This is a genomic window from Streptomyces sp. NPDC002734, assembly GCF_040295685.1.
GTDB lineage: Bacteria > Actinomycetota > Actinomycetes > Streptomycetales > Streptomycetaceae > Streptomyces.
This window is the reverse complement of the sequence record NZ_JBEOVU010000056.1, coordinates 1-22,604: the sequence shown is the minus strand read 5'-3', so window position 1 is coordinate 22,604 and position 22,604 is coordinate 1. Positions and strand designations below refer to the sequence as shown.

Below are 22,604 nucleotides of genomic sequence, written 5' to 3'. Positions count from 1 at the left end.
GTGCCGACCGCGGTGGGTCGCGGGGTGTGCGGGGGAGGGAAGGCGGGGCGGGGCCGCCGCCCGGGTCAGAACTTCAGTCCGCCCAGCAGGCTCGCCAGGCTCTCGCCGCCGGCCTTGATGCTCGGCGCGATGGCCGTGCTGGACAGGTAGAAGCCGAACAGGACCGAGACGACGGCGTGCGAGCCCTTGAGGCCGTCCTTCCTGAAGAAGAGGACGACGATGATGCCGAAGAGCACGACGCCGGAGATGGACAGGATCATGGGGATCTCCTGGTGTTCGGGTGGGGACAGTCACCACGAGTTGTTCCAGGATCACAGCATGTATCGATACGACAAAAGGTGCAACTGAGTGATTTCCTGACGTTTTCCCCCGGTTGGTGGAGGTGTCGTGCGGGGTTCCGTGTGCCCGATGGCGTACACCGCCGCCCCGGCGGGGGCCGCGGGCGGACGCCGATGATCCTCACCGCCGTGTTCCCGGGACCCGGGCAGCCGCCTCCGGCATGTCGTCGTTTCACTCGTACGGTGGAGCGTGTGTTCCGGTGCGCACGCCCGGACGTGAGCCCTCGACCGGCCTTCCGCCCGCACGCCGTAGGCTCTGCGGGGTCACGTCCACCCGGACGCGCCCCGCCGGCCGTTGCGCCGGACGGCGGTACGGGCCGACGGCACCGTGGACACCACCCCGTACGGACACGAGGAGAGAGGCGGACCGGGCGATGAGCGAAGCCCCCGACCCGGAGGTCGTGGAACTCGCGACCAGGGTCTTCGAGATGGCGCGCAAGGGCGAGACCGAGCCGCTCGTCCGGTACCTCGACGCGGGCGTCCCGGCGGACCTCACCAACGACCGGGGCGACTGTCTGGTGATGCTCGCCGCCTACCACGGCCACGCGGAGACGGTCCGGGCCCTGCTGGACCGCGGCGCCCAGGCCGACCGGGTCAACGACCGGGGGCAGACGCCGCTGGCCGGCGCGGTCTTCAAGGGGGACGCCGAGGTCGTCCGGGCCCTGCTCGCCGGCGGCGCGGACCCGGCCGCGGGCACCCCCTCGGCCGTCGACACGGCCCGCATGTTCGGACGGGCAGAGGTGCTCGAACTCTTCGGCGCCGCCTGACCCTTGGCCGCCGCACCGCCCTGACCTCGGGCGACGGCGGGACCCCGGCGACCGAGGGCGGACGCCGGCCGAGGGGGACGCTCCGGACGCCCCCACCGAAATCCGGTCGCCACGCGGCGAACCGGCGAGTCATGATGGCCTGGTGATTCACGGACGCGACGGTTGGGCAGGAGTTGCCGAACCGCGTGGGCCGTGAGCGGTCCGTGAGGACCACAGACGAGAGGCAGAGGAAAATGGTCTACCACGAGCAGAAAACGGCGGGAGCCCGGACGTGTTGTCGCGGCCAGGTGCAGTGATCTCCCGGTTGCGTCGACGCTTGATGTGAGGCTGTTTCCCATGTTCGATCCGGTCATAGCGCCCAGCGGCACCCTGCTCGGCCTGCTCCAGCGGGGCCGAGGCGACGGGACCCTGCACGCGCTCACCGCCCCCCGCGCCGAGGCGCTGGCGGCCCTCGACGGGTGCGTGCTCCACGATCCGCGCCACGACTGGCAGCTGGAGAACCGCTCCCTCTACTACGCCAGGCTCTATCTCGACCTCGACGGGGCCCTGGCGGCCGTCGAGGCCCATCTCTTCGGGCCCGACGACGTCCTGGACACCGAGGAGAACCGCACCGGGCTGGCCCTGTCGGTCCTCGGTCACCTCGCCTCCTACGGCCGTCGTGACGCCCTGGACCTGCTGCGCCGTTACGCGGCCCAGGGCTCCAACTGGGCCTGGGCCCTCGACGAGCTCGCCCTGCGCGACGACGACGCCGGCCTGCGCGCCCTGGCCGAGCCCGTGCTGGCCCGGTTCCCCGCCGACGCCGCGGGCGACGCCGAGCTGGCCGGCGTGGTGCGTGACGCCTTCGAGCCCCGGCCCTGGCGGCTGTGGGCCGACGACCCGCGCCCCGCCGTCCGCGACCGGGTCCGCGTGGCCCGTGACGCCGCCAGCTTCGACCGCTGGCAACGCCAGCTCGACTCCACCGGCCCACGGCCCTCCTGGGGCGTGCGCGCCATCCTCGACTGGGCCCAGGATGGAGCCGAGCGGGGCGTGCAGCTCCAGGCGCCCGCCGCCCGCTGCCTGCTCGCGGTGGCCGGCCCCGAGGACCGCCCCGAACTCCTGGAGGCCGCCAGGTCCGGCCCCGACGGCGCCCGCGCCGCCGCCCTGCGCCACCTCGCCGACACCGGCGACCCGCTGGTCCTCGACCTCGTCGACGCCGCCGTCGCGGACGGCTCCTCCGTTGTCCAGGAGGCCGCCGTCGACGCCTTCGAGCGGATGCGCTCCGCCGCGGCCGTCGACGCGGCCCGCGCCTGGTCCCACCGCCCCGACCCGCTCGGCGCGGCCGCCGGCCGCGTGCTCGCCCTGCGCGGCGACGCCCGGGACGGCGCCCTGGTGCTCGCGGCGCTGCGGACCGCGGTACGCACCGAGGGGCCGGACGCGCCGACCCTGTGGACCCTCGTGGACGGCGCCGGCCGCCTGGGCATCGGCTGCGCCGCGCCGGTGCTGCGGCACGTCTACCGCGAGACGGCCTCCTCGTCCCTGCGCGGCCGGGCCGCGCGGGCGCTGGCCGCCACCGACCCGTCCTTCGCGGCCGGGTTCGCGGTCGAGTGCCTGTGGGACTGCGAGGAGTCCACGCGGGAACTGGCCGCGCGGCACGCCGAGACGGGCGACGCCCGGGTCGCCGAGCGCCTCCGCCGGCTCGCGGCCGACCCCGCCGAGGAGGACGACGTCCAGCTCGCCGTCCGCTCCCGCATCGCCACGGACAAGTCCGCCGCCTAGATCCGCTGCGCGTTGCCCGTCGCCGGGGCGACGGCGGGGCGGCGGCGGGCGGCGCCGTTTCCGGTCCGGCTCCCGGTGGGCGGCCGATCGGACTCGGGGCAGCCGTGGCGCGCCGGCTCCGGCAGCGCGGCCGAGCGGGCACCGGCAGGGCGACCGCGCGGCACCGCTGGGGCGTGGTCCTGCGGCACCGGTCTCGTGCGGTCCTCCGCTTCGGTGGGGTCCGACCTGCGCGGAGCCGCGGAGGCCTGGAGGCGTGGCGGTGCTGAGGGGCTGAGCCGTGGAGGGGTGGACGGCCGGGTGCCGGGGCCGCCGGCGGGCGATGTCCGGCCGCCGGGGGAAGGGACCGGTCCGCGGCGCGGACCCCGACGAAGGCCGGTGACGCGGCAGGAACCATGTCCCTGCGCCGCCGCCCCGCGCCGTCCTCCCCGTGCCGCCCTCCCGTGCCGGCCCGGGAGCGCCGCCCACCTCACCGGTCGGCTCACCGGTCGGCGGAAGCGCCGTGCCGCCCCCGTGACGACCGTCGTCACATACGCGCCGTTTCGACCGGTGTCACCCCGAGGACCTAGTCTGTGCACCGTGACCTCGCCCGTGACCCACCCCGTCGAACTGCCCCGCCCCGGCTCCGCGCTGCCGCGCCTCGCCGTCGGCCCGGCGGCCGACGAGGGCCTGGCCCGGCGACTGCGCGCCCTCGCCTGCACCGCCCCGCTGCACGACCTGGACGCCCGCAAGGCGAACCTCTCGGGCGAGTTCTCGGTGTACGGCATGGCCGAGGTGGCCCTCGCCGCCATCGACCTGGTCACCCTCACGATGGACTTCGACACCGGCGCCGACCACGAGCAGATCGTCGCCCGGCTCACCCCCCGCGTCGCCGCCCAGGCGCCCCGCCGCCCCGCCGCCGAGCACGAGCGGGTCGCCCGCTGGGTGCTGGAGAGCCTGATCAACGTCGGCAGCGTCGACCGCGGGTTCCGCGCCGTCTACGGCACCTTCACCGCCGACGGCGTCTACGTCCGCCGCGACTACGACTTCAAGCTGATCGAGGAGGTACCCGGCCCCGGCGGCGGCGTGTACCTGCGCACCACCGACGAGGCCGTGAACGTCCTGGTCGGGGCGCTCGACACGGACGTCACCAGCGCCCAGATCGCCGCCGAGGTCAAGCTCGAGGTGCTGATCAACCGCGGACGCCTCGCCGACGCCCAGCTGGCCGCCGAACAGGCCCGCTACCGCACGGTGCAGTACTCGGAGACGCTGCGCCGCGCCCTGGAGGCCACCCGGCGCAACGTCCGCGCCGTCGACTGGCTGCGGACCGTGCCCGACATGATCGCCGAGGCGCTGGAGCACGTCGCCGACCGGTACCGGCACGAGAACGCCATCCTCACCAACATCCGCAAGGCCAGGGACGAGTCCGAGGACCCCGGCCAGAAGCGCCGCGCCGCCGAGCTGGTGGACATCGTCAAGGACTGCATCCGCCGCCACACGCAGCTGCAGTCGCGGCTCCTGGAGGCCGGCCCGCTGTTCCGCGCCGAGCAGGACCGCCAGGCCTTCGCCACGCCCGCCCGCACGGCCGGCACCGACCTGTACGGACAGCTCCTCGCGCCCGTCCTGCCCCTGCCGCTGGAGCAGTCGATCAGGGTCACCGACGCCTTCTTCGCCCACGGCACCGGCCTGCGCACGCCCGGCTCGGTGCGCATGGGCGACCTGGTCGACCTGCTGCTGACCCCGCCCGCCGAGCGGGAGCACCTGGGCGCGGAGATGCCCGAGCCCGACCTGATCGCCACCCCGGACGACAGCCGGTTCAGCGAGGAGCAGCTGGCCGCCGCCAACGACCTGCTCGACCTGCCGCCGGACGCGCCCCGGCGCCTGTCCGGACTGCTCGCCGAGGCCCGCCGCCAGGACCCCGACCTGCCCTACCTGGTCGCCCTGCTCGCGATCCACGCGGCCAGCCCGCCGGTGGGCACCGCCTACCGGCAGGGGGAGCCCCGCCTGCTGTTCGCGGTGGACGACGGCGCCGAACTCGACGACCCGGAGTTCGGCGGCGCCGACCTGATAGTGGGCACCGCCCTGCTGGACGCGGCGGGCATGGCGGCCGACCGGCGCGACTCCGCCTGAGCCGCCCGCCGACCACCCCGGCCCCACCGCCCGCCGCCCGCACTTCCCGCACGTGTACGACCGCACCGAGGAGCACCAGCAGTGACCGAGTCCGCCGAGTGGAGCGAGCCCACGGCGACCGCCCCGCAGGGCGCCGCCGCCGGCACGCCCGCCGTGTCGCCCGCGGACACGTCCGACGCGGCCCGCCTGGTCGCGTTCGGGCTCCAGCCCAAGCTGCAGCCGGCCCGCGACCAGGAGTACGCCGACCTGCTGCGCCGCTACCGCGAGGACCCGCCGTTCGCCCGGCTCGCCGACGCCGTCGCCACCGGACTCGGCCTGATCGTCCTGGAGGTCTCGCCGCGCGCCGGGATGGCGGTGACCGCCGCCGAGGGCTCGGTCTTCGCCGTCCGGATGGGCGACTACGCCCGCCGCGCCGCCTCCGACACCGCCGACCGCTTCCTGCACGGCCTGGCCCACCTCGCGGTCGCCGCCCTGGCCTTCCCCCGGCCGGAGGACCTCGCCTACGACGGCTACATCGGCCGGATCACCGTCAACGGCGTGGACGCCTTCGTCCGCCAGGCATGCCGCCGCCTCGAGCAGCGTGCCGAGGAACAGGGCGAGAACACCGACCCGGCCAGCGACGCCCCCGGCCTGGAGGCCGCGTGGCGGGTCTGGGCGCGCCGCAGTGCCACCGGGGCCACCAAGGACTCTAGGCGTCTGGCCGGCTCCACCACCGGCATCGTCGCCAAGGCGGTCGCCTTCCTCGCCGACTCCGGCTTCCTGCAGCGCACCGGCGACGAGGGCGGCGGCACCTACCGCACCACCGCCCGCTACCAGCTCCAGGTGCGCGACATGGCGAGCAGCGCGGCCATGGGCGAACTCCTCGAACTCGGCGTGGTCCCGGTCTCCGACGGCTCCGCCACCCTGCTCCCGCCGGACGACGCCGAGGACCTCGACCTGGTCGCCGACGCCGGACTGCCGTTCCACTCCTGAGCCCGCCGACCGGCCGCCCCGCCCCCACCGCCTGACACCCCACCGCCCCACCGGCGCACGGAAGACTGACGAGAGCCCCCCATGTACGAGCTGTCCCGGATCCGCCTCTACTCCATCGGACCGGCCGGCGCGCGGTACGCCGACACCGTGCTGGACCTGCGCGGCGTGGGCGAGCCCGTACCCGATCCCGCGCCCGCGCAGGCGGAGTTCTTCCAGGACGAGCCGACCGGCCCGCCGCGCCGCCCGGCCCCCGCGGGCGTCCTCTTCCTGGAGAACGGCGGCGGCAAGTCCGTCCTGCTCAAGCTGATCTTCTCGGTGATGCTGCCGGGCCACCGCAACACCCTCGGCGGCGCCAGCTCCGGCGTGCTGCGCAAGTTCCTGCTCGCCGAGGACTGCGGCCACGTCGCCCTGGAATGGCAGCACACCCGCACCGGGGAACTCGTCGTCGTCGGCAAGGTCAGCGAATGGCGGGGCCGCCAGGTCTCCAGCGACCCGCGGAAGTTCGCCGAGGCCTGGTACTCCTTCCGGCCCGGCCCCGGCCTCAGCCTGGACAGCCTCCCGGTTGCCGAGTCCACCACGGTGCGGCCCGCCGCCGAGGGCGCCTCCGGGGCCCGCGGCCGCCGCCGCACCATGAAGGGCTTCCGCGACGCCCTGACCGAGGCGGGCAAGTTCTACCCGCACCTCGAGGCGCACTGGGAGGAGATCCACGAGCGCTGGACCGAGCACCTCGGCGAACTCGGCCTCGACCCCGAACTCTTCCGCTACCAGCGGGAGATGAACGCCGACGAGGGCGAGGCGGCCGGCCTCTTCGCGGTCAAGAAGGACTCCGACTTCACCGACCTGCTGCTGCGCGCGGTCACCGACACCCGCGACACCGACGGGCTCGCCGACCTGGTCGCCGGATTCGGCAACAAGCTGGGCCGCCGCGCCGAACTCATCGCCGAACGCGACTTCACGGCCGGCTCCCTCGACCTGCTCCAGCGGATCGTCGACGCCACCGAGGCCCGGGCCCGCGCCCGGGAGATCCACACCGGAGCGGAGCGGCGCACCCGTGCCCTCGCCCGGCGGCTCTCCGCCCGCGGCGGCCGCGAGCGCACCCGCGCCGCGGACCTGGCGGTGCGGGTCACCACCGCCGCCCACGCCGTCACCGAGGCCGAACGCACCCGCTCCCGCACCGCGCTGGTCGCCGCCGAACTCGCCTACCGCCACGCCTCCCTGGCCCTCGCCGCGGCGGAGAAGTCGGCCGCCGCGCAGAAGCGCGAACTGGCCGACGCCCGCACCCTGCACGCCGCCTGGCAGGCAGCCGAGTCCGTGCTGCGGCACCGCGCCGCCGCCGACCGCTCGGCCCGCGTCGCGGCCGCGATCCGAGAGGCCGAGCGGGACGCCGCGCCCGCGCTCGCGGCTCGTGCCCGCGCCGCCGCCGACCTGGTGCGCGCGCTGCACTTCGAGGCCGAGCGCGCCGAGAGCCTGGCCAACGAGGAGGAGGAGCGCTCCGGCGCCCTCCAGGAGGCCGGCGACACCGCCTACCGCGACGGCACCGCCGCCGCCACCGAGGCCCAGCGCGCCCGCAGCGAGGCCGGGCACCTGCGCCAGCGGCTCGCCGAGGTCGAGCAGGAGACCGCCGAGGCCGTCGGCGCCGGCTGGATCGACGGCAGCGCCCCCGACGCCGACCCGGCCAAGGCGGCCCTGGCCGCCGGCGAGGCGGCGAAGAGCACCGTCGCCGTATTCGAGGAGGCGCGGGAGAGCGCCCGCCGGGCAGCCGAGCGGGCCCGCGAGGCCGCCACCGCCGAGTCCCGCGCGGAACTGACCGCCGCCCGCGCCGCCGACGCGGCGACGGCCGCCCGCCGGGCCCAGGAGTCCGAGCGGCGCACCGCCGAAGCCCTCGCCGCCGAGGAACGACTGGCCGAACTGCTCGGCCTGCCCGCCGGGGGCACCCACGGGACCGCCGCCGTGCCCGGCCCGCGGCAGGGAGAGGCCACGGGCCCGGGTGAGGACGCGCACGCCGCCGGGTCCGCCGCCCCCTCCCGGCCCGGCGGCTCCCCGGAGGCCGCCACCGGGCGGACGACCGGCGGCACCGTCACCGCGCCGGCCGGCCCCGCCGCCGCGCTCGGCGACGGCCGCCTCACCGCCGAACAGCTCGACCACTTCGCCGACGACCTGCGCGGCATGCTCGAGGACGCCGTCTCCTCGGCCGAACGCCAGCTCTTCGACCTGCGCACCGCCGCCGCCGACGACGCCCGCATCCTGGGCGCGCTCGGCGACGGCGGCCTGCTGCCGCCCGGCCCCGACGTGCTGGCCACCGTCGAGTACCTCGGCGAGCAGGGCATCCCCGCGCTGCCCGGCTGGCGCTACCTCGCCCAGGCCGTCGACCCCGCCGACCACGCCCGCGTGCTGGCGGCGCGCCCCGAACTCGTCGACGGCGTGATCATCACCGACCCCGCCTCGCACGTCCGCGCCCGCGAGGCGCTCGCCGAGGCCGCCCTGCTGCCCCGCTCCACCGTCGCCGTCGGCACCGCCGCGGCACTCCTCGCGCCCGCCCCCGACCAGGCGTCGGACGACCAGGCCGTCTTCCTGGTCCCCCCGAACCCGGCCATGCACGACGAACACGCCGCGGACGAGGAACGCCAGGCGCTGCGCACCCGCGCGGCCCGCCGCGACGAGGACATCCGGGCGCTGGCCGCCCGCCTCACCAAGGACCGCGAACTCTCCTCCCGGCTCGCCTCCTGGCGCCGGAGCTGCCCGGCCGGACGCCTCGCCGAACTCGCCGCCGCAGCCGAGGCGGCGGCCGCCTTCGCCGACGAGACCGAGGCCGAGCTGGCCGAGGCCCGGACCGCCCGCGCCGAGACCGAGGAGAGCGCGGCCGAAACCGCGCGCATCCGCGACGAACGTCAGGACGCCGCCCAGCGCGCACGCCGCGCCGCCGACGCCCTGGCCGGCCTCGCCTCCCGGCTGCGCGAGCGCGCCGGCTGGCAGGTCCGGCTGCGCGAACTCGCCGAGGAGGCCGCCGAGTCGGAGGCCCGCGCCCAGGCATGCCTGGACCGCGCCCGTGCCGCCGACGAGGACCGCCGCGCCGCGCAGCGCGCCGCCGACGACGCCCGTCGCACCGCCCGCGCCCTGCGCGCCGAACGCGCCGAGATCGCCGGCGCCCCCGAGGACCTGGGGGAGGCGCCCGAGACCACGGGCGACGCGACGGCCGCCTCCCTGCCCGCCCTCCGCGAGGCCTACCGGGCGGCCTCCCAGGTGTACGAGAAGGTCGGCGTCGGCGCCGACCTGAGGGCCGAACAGGCCCGCGCGGAAAGCGACGAGAGCGCCGCCCGCGCCGAACTCGACCGCCTCAGCAACAAGGTCCGCACCCGCGCCGAGCACCTGCTGTCCTCCCCGGACGGCGCCGACGGCCCCTCCCGGCAGGCCGCCGCCGCCCGCGCCGAGGAACTCGTCCAGGTCCTCGAGACCCGGATGTCCCAGGCCAGCGAACAACTCGGCCGGCTGCGCGGCGACGCCGAGCGGCTCGCTCCGGAGGAGGGCGAGACCCACACCGAGCTGCCCGAGGACCTCCTGCCCCGCGACGCCGAGCAGGCGCAGACACTGCTGCGCACCGCGACGACCGAACTGTCCGCGCACACCGAGGCGTTGCGCGAGGCACGGGAGACCCACGCCTCCCTCCTCGACGACCACCGCGCCGCCGAGGACGCCGCTTCAGGCTTCGACGAGACCGCGGCCCTCCTGCGCGACCTGCTGCGCGACCAGTCCACCGAGGAGGACGCCGAGGAACCGGAGCCCTACCCGGGCGACCTGGCCGAGGCCCGCCGGGCGGCGGCCGAGGCCCGGCGCTCGTTGCGGGGGTGCGCCGCCGACCTGTCCACCGCCGAGGCCGCCGTCCGCGAGGCGAGCGACATCCTGGTCCGGCACGCCAACTCCGTCCGCTACGAGCAGGTCCGCACGCCAGCCCGGCAGCAGATCCGCGAACTGCCCGCCGCCTCGCTGCCGGACCACGCGCAGGCCTGGGCGGAGGCGTTCGCGCCGCGGCTGCGCGTCCTCACCGACGAACTCGAGCAGCTCGAGCGCAACCGCGACTCGATCGTGGACCGGCTGCGCGGCCTCGTGGAGAGCTCGCTCGCCACCCTCCGCTCCGCCCAGCGGCTCTCCCGGCTGCCCGAAGGACTCGGCGAGTGGTCCGGCCAGGAGTTCCTGCGCATCCGCTTCGAGGAGCCCGACCAGGCCACCCTCACCGAACGACTCGGCGAGGTCGTCGACGAGGCCACCCGGTCCGCGCTGAAGAAGAACTCCGACCTGCGCCGCGACGGCATGTCACTGCTGCTGCGGGGCGTGGCGGCGGCCCTCCACCCGAAGGGCGTCGCCGTGGAGATCCTCAAGCCGGACGCGGTGCTGCGCGCCGAGCGGGTCCCCGTCGGGCAGATGGGCGACGTGTTCTCCGGCGGTCAGCTGCTCACCGCGGCCATCGCGCTGTACTGCACCATGGCCGCCCTGCGCTCCAACGACCGCGGCCGCGACAAGCACCGTCATGCCGGCACGCTCTTCCTCGACAACCCCATCGGCCGGGCCAACGCCACGTACCTGCTCGAACTTCAGCGTGCGGTGGCCGACGCCCTCGGGGTCCAGCTGCTGTACACGACCGGCCTGTTCGACACCACCGCGCTGGCGGAGTTCCCGCTCGTCATCAGGATGCGCAACGACGCGGACCTGCGGGCCGGGCTGAAGTACATCAGCGTCGAGGAGCACCTGCGCCCCGGTCTGCCGCAGCCGGTCGCGGAGGGCGAGACGGGGCACAGCGAGATCACCGCCACCCGCATGTTCCGCCGGTCGGCCACCGCCTGACCTCTCGCGCACCCGCGCACGGGCCGCCGTTCCCTCGGGCACGGCGGCCCTCGGTGTTTCACCATGACCGCGCTGCTCGCCCGTCGGGCCGTTCGCCCGGTGCGCTGCTCGCCCCGTGCGCCGTTCGTCCGGTGCGCTGCTCGCCCTGCGGGCCGCGGCGTCAGATCGCGGGCTGGCCGCCGCGCCGGCGTATTCGACGGAACTCCCGCTCCGCGACGCGCTCCTGACGGCGGGCCTGCCGCCGCTCGCGCCGCAGCCGGCGCGCCGTGCTGCTCGGCTCGGACACGACCCCGTGCCGCTGGTTCCACACCTGGCGGGTCACCCACACGTCCAGGACCGCCCACGTCGCGGCGACGATGCCCGCCACCGCCGCGATCACCGCCGGGAAGGCCAGCCATGCCTTGGCCATGGTCAGCAGGAACGCGACCACCGCCAGCAGTATCGTGACCGCCACGACCAGGCCGGCGCGCACCGCCGCCGTCCGTACCGGGTCCGGCAGCCTGGAGCTGCGTGCGGGCACCTCCACCCACAACGGGCGCTCCGGCGCCTCCTCAGGCTCGGTCTCCTCGAACATCTCCGCAGTGTCCGGCAACGCGACACCCCCTTCGTCCGCACGCTGATACCCCCACATCGTGGAGACGATCGGCATCCGCACAGGATTCCCGAACCGTGCGACAAATCTCCGCCAATCACCTGACTGCTACCCATGCCCGACGTGTGACAGCGATTTTGAGCCTCCGCACCCTTCTTCGATCCGTCCTGCGCAGTAGTAGGCTCACGCCGTTTGATTGACGCACTGGTGTACCCCCCGATTCGGGCGGGGGGATGAATTGGGGGTGGCCATGGGCTTTCGCGGGACGTCCATCCGCAGGAAGATCGTGGCGCTGCTGATCGTGCCGCTGATGTCGCTGACCGGGATCTGGGCCTTCACCACGGTGCTGACCACGGGCGAGGCCAACCGCATGTTCACGGTGGCCACCGCGGTCGACGAGATCGGCTACCCGGTCGAGGAGGTCGTGGAGAAGTTGCAGGAGGAGCGTCGCCAGACCCTGCTGCACCTCGCCGATCCCGCCCACGCCGACATCGCGCTGCTGAGGCGCTATTGGGGCGCCACCGACCGTGTCGTGAACGTGGTCCGCGCCAACGCGCTCAAGGAGGACGTCGTCGACGCCCTCGGCCCCACCTCCGGCGACCAGCTCGACGCGGTGCTCGACACGTTCTGGCGCGTGGAGACCGTGCGCAGCGCCGTCGAGCACGGTTCGGACGACCGCACCGAGGCCTACGCCGCCTACAACGAGCTGATCGACCAGTGCTTCGAGCTGCTCACCGCCCTCCCCGCCGCCGACACCGTCGAACTCGACCAGCAGGCCCGGGCCGTGGTCAACCTGTTCCGGGTCCGCGAGCTGCTCGCGCGCGAGGACGCCCTGCTCGGCTCCGGTCTCGTCGCCAACGGCGGCCTCAGCGTCAAGGAGACCCGCCAGTTCATCGACCTGGTCGCCCAGCGAAGCCTGCTCATCGCGGTCAGCGCCCCGATGCTCCCCGAGGCGGACCGCGCCCGGCACGAGAGCTTCTGGGAGGGCAAGGCCTCCGCGGCACTGCGCAAGGCCGAGTCCCGGGCGGACGCCGGCCACCGGATGACCGCGCGCAACTGGGACACGACGGCCGGCGAGGCCCTCGACGGCCTCCAGCACCTCAACGACGAGACCGCCGACCGCTACCAGGAACGCGTCGGCCCGGTCGCCACCAACATCATCCTCAAGGTCATCGCCGGCGGCGTCCTCGGTCTGCTCGCCGTCCTCGCCAGCGTTGTCGTCTCCGTCCGGATCGGCCGCGGCCTCGTGCGCGACCTGCGCCGCCTGAGCCAGGAGGCGCACGACGCGTCCGACGTCCGGCTGCCCGCCGTCATGCGACGCCTGTCCGGCGGCGAGAAGGTCGACGTCGACGCCGAGATGCCGCCCCGGGAGTTCCCCGGCAACGAGATGGGCGAGGTCGGGCGGGCGCTGGACTCCCTCCAGCGGTCCGCCGTCACCGCCGCCGCCAAGCAGGCGGAACTGCGCGCCGGCGTCTCGGAGGTTTTCGTCAACCTCGCGCGCCGCAGCCAGGTCCTGCTGCACCGCCAGCTCACCCTGCTCGACACCATGGAGCGCCGGGCCGAGGACAACGACGAGCTCGCCGACCTGTTCCGGCTCGACCACCTCACCACCCGCATGCGCCGCCACGCCGAGGGCCTGGTGATCCTCTCCGGCGCCGCCCCCGCCCGCCAGTGGCGCAAGCCGGTCCGGCTGGTGGACGTGGTGCGGGCGGCCGCCGCCGAGGTGGAGGACTACGAGCGCGTCGAGGTGCGCCGCCTGCCCCGGCTCTTCGTCAAGGGCCCGGCCGTCGCCGACCTCACCCACCTGCTGGCCGAACTCCTCGAGAACGCCACGGTGTTCTCGCCGCCGCACACCGCCGTCCAGGTCCTCGGCGAGCGCGTCCCGGCCGGCTTCGTCCTGCAGATCCACGACCGTGGCCTCGGCATGGCCGGCGACGCCCTCTCCGACGCCAACCAACGCCTCGCCGAGACGCCGGACTTCGAGCTCTCGGACACCGACCGCCTCGGACTCTTCGTGGTCAGCCGGCTTGCCCGCCGGCAGAACGTCCGGGTGTCCCTCCAGCCGTCCCCGTACGGCGGGACGACGGCCGTGGTGCTGCTCCCGGAGAGCGTGCTCACCGACGAGGAGCCGGACACGAACGGCTCGCGCATGCGGCTGGACCGCGCGCACGTCGCCGCGCGCAAGAGGCTCTCCGAGGCGGAGCGCACCGGTGAGCTCGAACTGGTCGAGGTCATCCCCCTCCAGGAGTCGCTGGAGGAGCCGCTCGGCGGGGAACCGTCCTCCCGAGGAGGACTCCGGGTCCCGCGCGCCGAGCCCGCCGAGCCGGCCGGGCAGCCTGCCCCCGAGCACACCGTGAAGGCCGCTGCGGAGCATGCGGGGGAGCCGGCGGCCGAACACGCGGCCGTTCCGGACAGCGACGGGGAGGAAGTCGGCCCGGTGCGTCCGGCCGCCGCCTCGCCCCGCACGCCCGGCGGCCTGCCGCGCCGGGTCCGTCAGGCCAACCTCGCCCGCCAGCTCAAGAGTTCGCCCACCGACGGCTTGGTGCGGGGGAGCGCCGGGACCGAGGTGGCGGACCCCGGCTCCCGCGACGCGGACGAGGTCCGCAGCAGGATGGCCTCGCTCCAGCACGGCTGGCAGCGTGGGCGTGAGGAGAACGACGTCGCGGAGCCCGACGCCGGCCGGGACGCCGGCACGGGAGCCGTGCCCGGGGAAGCGCCAGGGGGAGCGCGGACCGGAACCGTACACGCAACGACGAAGGTGGATGATCGATGACAGCCGCGCACCCGTTCGACGAAGCGGGAAGGGCAGCCTCGGGGGGACTGAACTGGCTGCTGGACGATTTGGTGGAGAGGGTCACCAGCATCCGCAAGGCCGTGGTGCTCTCGGGGGACGGACTGGCCACCGGGGCGTCGAAGGAGCTCACCCGTGAGGACGGGGAGCACCTGGCCGCCGTGGCCTCCGGGTTCCACAGCCTGGCCAAGGGCGTGGGGCGCCACTTCGAGGCGGGCGCCGTCCGGCAGACCGTGGTGGAGCTGGAGGATGCCTTCCTCTTCGTCACCGCGGCCGGGGACGGCAGCTGCCTGGCCGTGCTCGCCGACGCCGACGCCGACATCGGCCAGGTCGCGTACGAGATGACCCTCCTGGTACGGAAGGTCGGCTCGCACCTGAGCACCGCGCCCCGCGACGAAATCATCACCGGCGGGTAGGGACCGGGCATGAACGCTGACGGTCCCGCCGAGGGGGACCCCACCCAGTGGTTCGACGACGAGGCCGGTCCGGTCGTCCGCCCGTACGCCATGACCCGGGGCCGCACGGCTGCGGCCGCCTGCGAACGGCTCCCGCTGACCGCCATGGTCACCACCCAGCCGGTGAACGACGAGGACGCCGACCCGGAAGTCTTCGCCGCGCTGGTCCCCGAGCACCTCACGGTGCTCGGCCTGTGTCGCGACGCGGCCTGCTCCGTCGTCGACCTGGCCTCCGACCTCGACCTGCCCGTCGGGGTCCTGCGGGTGCTGCTCTCGGATCTGCTCGACCACGGGCTGATCCGCGTCCAGCCACCGGTCCGACTGGTCGAGGCGGTCGACGCGACGGTGCTGCGCGACGTCATCGCCGGCCTGCGCGCCCTGTGAAGGACCCGGGAACACGAACACGGCCCGTACCCCCGCCGACTGGGGTACGGGCCGTGCCGAGCCCGGTGTGTGCCGGGCGTGGCGCACTTGTTCCCGCTCCACGCCGAGTCATGCCTCAAAAGTGGGCAACATTTCTCTCCGGTCCCCGGCCGCCGCTGACGATCTCTTCCCCCGGACGCCCCGACCCTGGTAGACGGGGGACCATGAACAGACTCCCCGTCAGCGCCCGCGCCCTGGCCGTCTCGGCCGCCGCCCTGGTCACCATGACCGCGGGAGCGGCCACCGCCCAAGCAGCTCCCGACCCGCACGCGCCGGACGACTTCGTCGCGCTCGCCGACGTCGACCCGACGATCATTCAAGAGATCCGTTACTTCACCCGGCACAACTTCGTCGGCGAACGCGTCGACGGCTACCGCCAGCCGCTGTGCATCCTCACCCGCCCGGCCGCCGAGGCACTCGGCCGCGCCCAGAGCCGGCTGCGCGCGCAGGGTTACAGCCTCAAGGTGTACGACTGCTACCGCCCCCAGCGCGCCGTCGACCACTTCGTCCGGTGGGCCAAGGACGTGGACGACACCACGATGAAGGCGGAGTTCTACCCTGACCTCGACAAGTCCCGTCTCTTCCCCGACGGTTACATCGCCGAACGGTCCGGCCACAGCCGCGGCTCCACCGTCGACCTGACCGTGGTCGAACTGCCCGCGACCCCCGACCGGCCATGGGTCCCCCGTGACGGCCTGGAGCCCTGCTACGCGCCCCAGGACGAGCGCTTCCCCGACAACTCCCTCGACATGGGCACCGGTTACGACTGCTTCGACACCCTGTCCCACACCCTCGACCCGCGCGTCCAGGGCGAGCAGCGCGCCAACCGGCTGCTGCTCAAGGACACCTTGGAAGACCTCGGCTTCGTCAACTACGCCGACGAGTGGTGGCACTACACGTTCAAGCCCGAGCTCTACCCGGACACCTACTTCGACTTCCCGGTGTCCCGCTCCTCCCTGACGCCGGCCCACTGAGGGACCGCCGTACGCGGACTGCCCTGCCCCGAGCCGCCGCGCCGGTGGCCGGCTCGGCCGTCGGCCGCCCGCCGTCCCGCCCTCGTCGCCGTCGACCCGATCCGGCGGCGGGGGCGGCGCGCATCGGATAGATTCCGGCCGTGTCCGCCTCCCCGCACCCCGCCGCCGTCCACCCGCCGGGCTCCCACTGCTCCGCCTGCGGAACGCGCTACGGCGAAGCCGTCTCCGGCTGGCCCCGCACCTGCCGCGCCTGCGGAACGGTCGCCTACCGCAACCCGCTCCCGGTCGCCGTCGCCCTCCAGCCGGTCCGCGACGCCGAGGGGACCGGCCTGCTGGTCATCGTCCGCGCCATCGAGCCCGCGCTCGGCGGCACCGCCCTGCCCGGCGGCTTCGTCGACCACCAGGAGGACTGGCGGCGGGCCGTGGTCCGTGAACTCCGCGAGGAGACCGGTCTGGTGGCCGACGCGGCCGACGTCCGTCCGGCCGACGTGCTGAGCTCGCCCCACGGCCACCTGCTGGTCTTCGGCCTCCTCCCCGAACTGCGCGCCGACTCGCTCCCACCGTTCGTCCCCACCGCCGAGACCACCGACCGCGCCCTGCTCCGCGAGCCCGCCGACCTGGCCTTTCCGCTGCACACGGTGGCCGTCCGGAACTGGTTCGAGGGCCGCTACTCCTGATCAACCGCGTGGTGCGGCACCCCACACGTCTGCCGGGGACTATGTGGCGGGCACCCTGGTACCGAAGACGATCACATGGCATCGTCCTCTCTGCCGCGTCATGCGCCCACAGGCGCTGGATCCCGGGAGTCGCACCATGTCCACGCAGAACCCCGCCCCGCTCTGGCAGCCCACGCCGCAGCGGGCCGCCGAGGCCCGGATCACCCGGTTCCAGGCCTGGGCCGCCGAACACCACGGAGCCCCGGCGGACGGCGGATACCCCGCCCTGCACCGCTGGTCCGTGGAGGAGCTGGAGACCTTCTGGAAGGCCGTCACCGAGTGGTTCGACGTCCGTTTCTCCACGCCGTACACCCGCGTCCTCGGTGACCGTTCGATGCCCGGCGCCACCTGGTTCCCCGGCGCCACCCTCAACTACGCCGAGCACGCCCTGCGGGCTGCCGCCGAGCGGCCCGACGAGCCCGCCCTGCTCCACGTCGACGAGAGCCAGGAACCGCGCCCCGTCACCTGGGCCGAACTCGCACGGCAGGTCGGTTCGCTGGCCGCCGAGCTCCGCGCCCTCGGCGTGCGGCCCGGTGACCGGATCAGCGGCTACCTGCCCAACGTCCCGCAGGCCGTCGTCGCCCTCCTCGCCACCGCGGCGGTGGGCGGCGTCTGGACCTCCTGTGCCCCGGACTTCGGCGCGCGCAGCGTCCTGGACCGCTTCCAGCAGGTCGAGCCCGTCGTCCTCTTCGCCGTGGACGGCTACCGCTACGGCGGCAAGGAGCACGACCGCCGGGAGACCGTCGCCGAACTGCGCCGGGAACTGCCGACCGTGCGCGCCGTCGTGCACATCCCGCTGCTGGGTACCGACGCCCCCGAGGGCGCCCTCGAGTGGTCGGCGCTGACCTCCGCCGACACCGCCCCGGTCTTCGAGCAGGTGCCGTTCGACCACCCCCTGTGGGTGCTCTACTCCTCCGGCACCACGGGTCTGCCCAAGGCCATCGTGCAGTCCCAGGGCGGCATCCTCGTCGAGCACCTCAAGCAGCTCGGCCTGCACTGCGACCTGGGACCGCAGGACCGGTTCTTCTGGTACACCTCCACCGGCTGGATGATGTGGAACTTCCTCGTCTCCGGTCTCCTCACGGGCACCACGGTGGTGCTGTACGACGGCAGCCCCGGCTTCCCCGACACCGGAGCCCAATGGCGGATCGCCGAACGCACCGGCGCCACCTTCTTCGGCACCTCCGCCGCGTACGTGATGGCCTGCCGCAAGGCAGGGGTGCACCCCTCGCGCGACCACGACCTCTCCCGGGTCGGCTGCGTCGCCACCACCGGCTCCCCGCTGCCACCGGACGGCTTCCGCTGGCTGCACGACGAGGTCCGTGAGGACCTGTGGATCGCCTCCGTCAGCGGCGGCACCGACGTCTGCTCCTGCTTCGCCGGCGCGGTGCCCACCCTCCCGGTCCACATCGGCGAGCTCCAGGCGGCCGGGCTCGGCACCGACCTGCAGTCCTGGGACCCGAGCGGCGACCCGCTGATCGACGAGGTCGGCGAGCTCGTCGTCACCAACCCCATGCCGTCGATGCCGGTCCGCTTCTGGAACGACCCCGACGGCAGCAGGTACCACGACAGCTACTTCGCGACCTACCCCGGCGTGTGGCGCCACGGCGACTGGATCACCATCACCTCCCGCGGGTCGGTGGTCATCCACGGCCGCTCCGACTCCACGCTGAACCGGCAGGGCGTCCGGATGGGCTCCGCGGACATCTACGAGGCCGTCGAGCGGCTCCCGGAGATCAAGGAATCGCTGGTCATCGGCGTCGAACTGCCCGACGGCGGCTACTGGATGCCTCTGTTCGTCCACCTCGCGCCCGGCGCGGACCTCGACGAGGCACTGGTGGACAAGGTGCGGCGGACCATCCGCGAACAGCTGTCGCCCCGCCACGTCCCCGACGAGATCATCGAGGTCCCTGGCATCCCGCACACCCTCACCGGCAAGCGCATCGAGGTCCCCGTCAAGCGGCTGCTGCAGGGCGTGCCCATCGAGAAGGCGGTCAACCCGGGGTCCCTCGACGACATCGGACTGCTGGCCTTCTACGAGGAGCTCGCCCGCAAGCGCGCCTGAGCCGCAGGGGCCCGCCCGGTACGGGCCTGGGCCTGGCCCTCCGCAGTCATCACCGTCACTGTCAGTGGCGACGATTACGGTGAGTGAGCAATGTTCGACCGCTCGCACACTTTGGGGGAACCATGGCCCGTACCCGCGCCGAGACCGACCGCGCCGCCCGTACCGATCACAGCTCCAGCTCCGGGCGCGCGTCCCGCACCACCCGTACCGGCCGCCGCAACCAGCGCCGTGTCCTGCGCCGCGAGGTGGCCGGCACCGTCGGCCTGCTGACCGACGAACAGGACTTCGCGGCCATGCTCCGCTACCGGAGCTTCGCCTTCGACGACCACCCGACCTATCTCGACCAGATGGAGTCCCTGCTCAGGTCGCGGGCCGCCCAGGGCAGCCACACCAGCGTGGCACTCTTCGACCCGACGGAGTACGCGCTCTGGTGCTGCGAGGCCGGGCTCGACCCCGACGCGGTCGCCAGCCGCGCCCGCTTCACCGCCGAGCTCGCCGCCACCGGACCGACCGTGCCCTACGACGGCCGCCCCCTCGCGGACCTGCTGCCGGACCTGGTGGAGGAGGCCGTCCGGCAGGCCACCTGGGAGTACGCGACGGAAGTGCTGGCCGGTCTCGGACCGTGCCCCGCATGCGGGGAGGACCTGGGCCGGCTCGCACTCGCCCACGCCGCCACACTGCTGGCCTCCGCCCTCGAGACCGCGCCCCCGGGCTCCCTCCACCTGGTCTGCAGTGTGAGCGCCCTTCCCCAGGCGCTCTTCAGCATCCTCGACGCCGAGCGAGGGGAGGGCGGCGAGGTGGAGATCGACGAGGGCGAGGCCCTGGAGTTCACCGCCGTCCTCGCCTTGGGCATCGCCACGCGCAGCCCCGGCGGCCTGGTGCTCCGCAGCGTCGGCCCGGGCAGATCCGACCAGGTCCACGGCTGGCGTCTGCGGCCCGAAGGACTGGAACCTCTCACCGCCGGCGAGGTCTTCGACGCCTACTGCACCGACGTCACCACCGGTGAACCGATCGCGCCGGAGTCCGACGTCGACTACTGCGCGCCACCCGACCTGGGAGTGGTGCCGCCGTATCACCCGCACTGAGCGGTCCGGCGCACGGTACCCGGCCCGCCGGCGCCCGGGCGGCGGGCCGGGTGCGCCTCACTCCCCGGACAGCACCGCCCGCGCCGCGAGCCTGGCCTCCTCGGGACTGTCCGCCGACCGCGCCGCCGCGGCCGCCCGCCGGCACTGGGCCAGAGTGCAGGTGGCCAGTGCCGCCCGGACCCGCGACAGCGCGGCCGGAGCCATGGACAAGGAGGTGACCCCGAGGCCGGTCAGCACACAGGCGAGCAGCGGATCCGCCGCCGCCTCGCCACACACGCCGCAGCTCTTCCCCTCGGCGCGGGCGGCCTCCGCCGTCATCGCCACCAGATCGAGAAGCGCCGGATGCCACGGGTCCTGCAGCCGGGACAGCGAGGACGCCTGGCGGTCCGCGGCGAAGGCGTACTGAGCCAGATCGTTCGTCCCCACGGAAAGGAACTCGACCTCACGCAGCAACGCGCGTGCCCGCAGCGCGGCCGACGGCGTCTCCACCATGACGCCCACCGAGGCCCGGACCCCCGCCGCCCGGCAGGCCTCGGCGAAGGCGCGGGCGTCGGCCCGGTCGGCCACCATCGGCGCCATCACCTCAAGGTGCACTGGCAGGCCCTCCGCCGCCTTCGTCAACGCCAGCAGCTGCGTCCGCAGCACCTCCGGATGCTGGAGCAGCGTCCGCACCCCCCGCATGCCGAGCGCCGGGTTGGGCTCGTCGGTGGGGGTCAGAAAACCGAGGGGCTTGTCTGCGCCGGCGTCGAGGACGCGCACCACCACCCGCCGACCGGGAAAGGCGGAGAGCACCTCCCGGTAGGCCTCCACCTGACTGCTCTCGGAAGGAGCCTCCTCGCTGCCGGGGCTGCCGGGGCTGCCGGGGCTGCTCAGGGCGAAGAACTCGGTCCTGAGCAGTCCCACGCCCTCGGCCCCGGCCTCCAGCGCGGCCTGGACGTCGGCGGGGCCGCCGATGTTGGCGAGCAGCGGCACCAGGTGTCCGTCGGAGGTGCGGCCCGGGTCCTTGGCGGCGGCCAGCTCGGCCTTCCGCTGCTCGGCCAGGGCCCGCAACCCGTCCTGCCGGGCGGCGGACGGGTCCACGATCACCTCACCGGTGCTCCCGTCCACCGCCAGCACCGTGCTCTCCGGCAGCTCCGCGGCGCCGGGCACCCCGACCACCGCCGGTACACCGAGGGCCCGGGCCAGGATCGCGCTGTGGCTGGTCGGCCCGCCCTCCTCCGTCACGATGCCGAGCACCAGCGCGGTGTCCAGGAGGGCGGTGTCCGCCGGAGCCAGGTCCCGTGCCACCAGGACGTACGGCTCGTCGCTGTCGGGGACGCCCGGCATCGGCACGCCGAGCAACCGCGCCACGATCCGGTTGCGCACGTCCTCCAGGTCGGCGACCCGGCCGGCCAGGTACTCACCCGCGCCCAGCAGCAGATCTCGGTATGCCGCACAGGCGTCGTACACGGCGCGCTCCGCGGTGCTCCCCACCGCCACCCGCCGCTCGACGTCCGCCAGCAGCTCGGGATCCCGGGCCATCAGCGCCTGGGCCTCCAGCACGGCCTGCGCGTCGCCGCCGGCCAGGAAACCCCGAGCGGTGAGATCGGCGGCCACCGCGTGCAGGGCCTGGCGCGCCCGCCGCTGCTCCCGCGGGGCCTCCGAGCCCGGGATCTGCCGGGCAGGCGGTTCCAGCACCGCCGTCCCCATGTGCCGGATCTCCCCGATCGCCACACCGTGGCTGACCCCTACGCCTCGCAGCGTCGTCTCCATCTCACCGTCCACTCGTGCGAGAGCGCACCCGCTGGTGACGCCCGGTTGATCTCTGCATGCCAGTGTGGCTGCCCGAGGCCCACGGGGTCACGAAGGGCGGGGCCGGGCGGAGTCCCCACGTCACTCCCAGTGGAAGAGCCGGTCGCCTGCGGCCACGACGCCGTCGTCGGCGGGGAAGCCGGTCAGCGCGTCGACCATGGCCTCCAGCGCGACCACCGGGCACACCGTCGGCCTGCCGGACGCCTCCACGACGCCCGGGTCCCACCGGACGACGCCGTCACCGCGCCGGACCGTGTCCCCCTTCCGCAGCAGGGGCTCGAACCCCTCGCCGTTCAGCTGCACGGTGTCGACCCCGAGGTGTACGAGCACCGCCCGCCCGTCCTTCGCGACGACGACGAACGCGTGAGGATGCAGAGACACGAGTGTCCCGTCGAGCGGAGCGACCGCGACCGCCGTCCCCGCCGGCGGCATCACTGCAAGGCCGGGGCCCACCATGGCCTCGGCGAAGACGGGGTCGGACACGCTCTCCAGGGCGACGACCCGGCCCGCGAGGGGCGATGTCACGGTGAGCATCACAAGAGGCCTCCAGAGCCGACGACAGTCACAGCCCGTGATCGGGCACCGCGCAGGACGGCAGGGTATGCCCGGGATGCCCCGGATCCCGGCCTTGACGCCGTCTGGTGCCGGAAGAGGGGGCCCGTGAGCGATTTGCCTCTGGGCGTGGGAGGTGTGTAGAGTCTTACACCTGTTCGGAACGAGCGAGTGCGGGAGATCGCACCAACGCAGCCCGGACAGCACCCCAACTCCCTCAGATCTTCCTCCAAGATCGACTCTTCGGCATGTGCCGGGGACGGTGATCGAAGAAGAGAAAAAGACTGATAGAGTCGGAACCGCCGGAAAGGGAAAACGCCGAAAGGCGAAGGACCTGGAAAGCACCGAGGAAATCGGAACGGAAACGGTCTGATAGAGTCGGAAAC

Annotated in this window: 16 protein-coding genes; 12 read left to right on the top strand and 4 right to left on the bottom strand. The window is 74.3% G+C overall.

Features of this window, described 5'->3' with window-relative positions; all coding sequences use genetic code 11:
• Positions 1-65: 65 nt before the first annotated feature.
• Positions 66-260: a hypothetical protein gene (locus tag ABT026_RS31195; RefSeq protein WP_351118565.1), complete on the bottom strand. Its 195-nt coding sequence runs from the start codon at positions 258-260 to the stop codon at positions 66-68.
• A gap of 452 nt (positions 261-712) precedes the next feature.
• On the opposite strand from ABT026_RS31195, the gene ABT026_RS31190 reads away from it, so the two are divergent.
• The 5 genes from ABT026_RS31190 (at position 713) to ABT026_RS31170 (ending at position 10,774) form a co-directional block, all read left to right on the top strand.
• Positions 713-1,105: an ankyrin repeat domain-containing protein gene (locus ABT026_RS31190; protein WP_351118564.1), complete on the top strand. Its 393-nt coding sequence runs from the start codon at positions 713-715 to the stop codon at positions 1,103-1,105.
• A 336-nt stretch (positions 1,106-1,441) separates the two neighbouring features.
• A complete protein-coding gene (locus tag ABT026_RS31185) occupies positions 1,442-2,860 on the top strand; it encodes a HEAT repeat domain-containing protein (RefSeq protein ID WP_351118563.1) in 1,419 nt (472 codons plus the stop codon).
• A gap of 576 nt (positions 2,861-3,436) precedes the next feature.
• Positions 3,437-4,966 carry a hypothetical protein gene (locus tag ABT026_RS31180; RefSeq protein WP_351118562.1) on the top strand — a complete coding sequence of 510 codons (1,530 nt, stop codon included), beginning with the start codon at positions 3,437-3,439 and terminating at the stop codon, positions 4,964-4,966.
• A gap of 81 nt (positions 4,967-5,047) precedes the next feature.
• On the top strand, positions 5,048-5,938 hold the full coding sequence (locus tag ABT026_RS31175; RefSeq protein ID WP_351118561.1) for a hypothetical protein: 891 nt from the start codon (positions 5,048-5,050) through the stop codon (positions 5,936-5,938).
• Between the two features lie 81 nt (positions 5,939-6,019).
• Positions 6,020-10,774: a hypothetical protein gene (locus tag ABT026_RS31170; RefSeq protein ID WP_351118560.1), complete on the top strand. Its 4,755-nt coding sequence runs from the start codon at positions 6,020-6,022 to the stop codon at positions 10,772-10,774.
• A 160-nt stretch (positions 10,775-10,934) separates the two neighbouring features.
• Here the strand turns inward: ABT026_RS31170 and ABT026_RS31165 are convergent, their stop codons facing one another.
• Complete coding sequence (locus ABT026_RS31165; RefSeq protein WP_351118559.1) at positions 10,935-11,348, bottom strand: hypothetical protein; 414 nt, start codon at positions 11,346-11,348, stop codon at positions 10,935-10,937.
• Positions 11,349-11,616: 268 nt separating this feature from the next.
• Here ABT026_RS31165 and ABT026_RS31160 point away from each other — a divergent pair, with 268 nt between their 5' ends.
• From ABT026_RS31160 to ABT026_RS31130, 7 genes are all read left to right on the top strand, one after another.
• Positions 11,617-14,139, top strand: a complete 2,523-nt coding sequence (locus tag ABT026_RS31160) for a sensor histidine kinase (protein ID WP_351118558.1) — start codon at positions 11,617-11,619, stop codon at positions 14,137-14,139.
• Positions 14,136-14,573: a roadblock/LC7 domain-containing protein gene (locus ABT026_RS31155; RefSeq protein ID WP_108957133.1), complete on the top strand. Its 438-nt coding sequence runs from the start codon at positions 14,136-14,138 to the stop codon at positions 14,571-14,573. The genes ABT026_RS31160 and ABT026_RS31155 overlap by 4 nt, the downstream gene beginning before the upstream one ends.
• Before the next feature lie 9 nt (positions 14,574-14,582).
• Entirely contained in the window at positions 14,583-14,996 is a 414-nt protein-coding gene (locus tag ABT026_RS31150) for a DUF742 domain-containing protein (RefSeq protein WP_351118557.1), read from the top strand.
• Positions 14,997-15,199: 203 nt separating this feature from the next.
• On the top strand, positions 15,200-16,009 hold the full coding sequence (locus ABT026_RS31145) for a M15 family metallopeptidase (RefSeq protein ID WP_351118556.1): 810 nt from the start codon (positions 15,200-15,202) through the stop codon (positions 16,007-16,009).
• 140 nt (positions 16,010-16,149) lie between these two features.
• Complete coding sequence (locus tag ABT026_RS31140) at positions 16,150-16,686, top strand: NUDIX domain-containing protein (protein WP_351118555.1); 537 nt, start codon at positions 16,150-16,152, stop codon at positions 16,684-16,686.
• 136 nt (positions 16,687-16,822) lie between these two features.
• Positions 16,823-18,790, top strand: a complete 1,968-nt coding sequence (locus ABT026_RS31135) for an acetoacetate--CoA ligase (protein WP_351118554.1) — start codon at positions 16,823-16,825, stop codon at positions 18,788-18,790.
• Between the two features lie 122 nt (positions 18,791-18,912).
• A complete protein-coding gene (locus tag ABT026_RS31130) occupies positions 18,913-19,875 on the top strand; it encodes a DUF8829 domain-containing protein (RefSeq protein WP_351118553.1) in 963 nt (320 codons plus the stop codon).
• A 57-nt stretch (positions 19,876-19,932) separates the two neighbouring features.
• Here ABT026_RS31130 and ptsP read toward each other — a convergent pair whose 3' ends face one another.
• Both ptsP and ABT026_RS31120 read right to left on the bottom strand, forming a co-directional pair.
• Positions 19,933-21,627: a phosphoenolpyruvate--protein phosphotransferase gene (gene ptsP / locus ABT026_RS31125; RefSeq protein ID WP_351118552.1), complete on the bottom strand. Its 1,695-nt coding sequence runs from the start codon at positions 21,625-21,627 to the stop codon at positions 19,933-19,935.
• A 120-nt stretch (positions 21,628-21,747) separates the two neighbouring features.
• Positions 21,748-22,200, bottom strand: a complete 453-nt coding sequence (locus ABT026_RS31120) for a PTS sugar transporter subunit IIA (RefSeq protein ID WP_351118551.1) — start codon at positions 22,198-22,200, stop codon at positions 21,748-21,750.
• Positions 22,201-22,604: the final 404 nt, after the last annotated feature.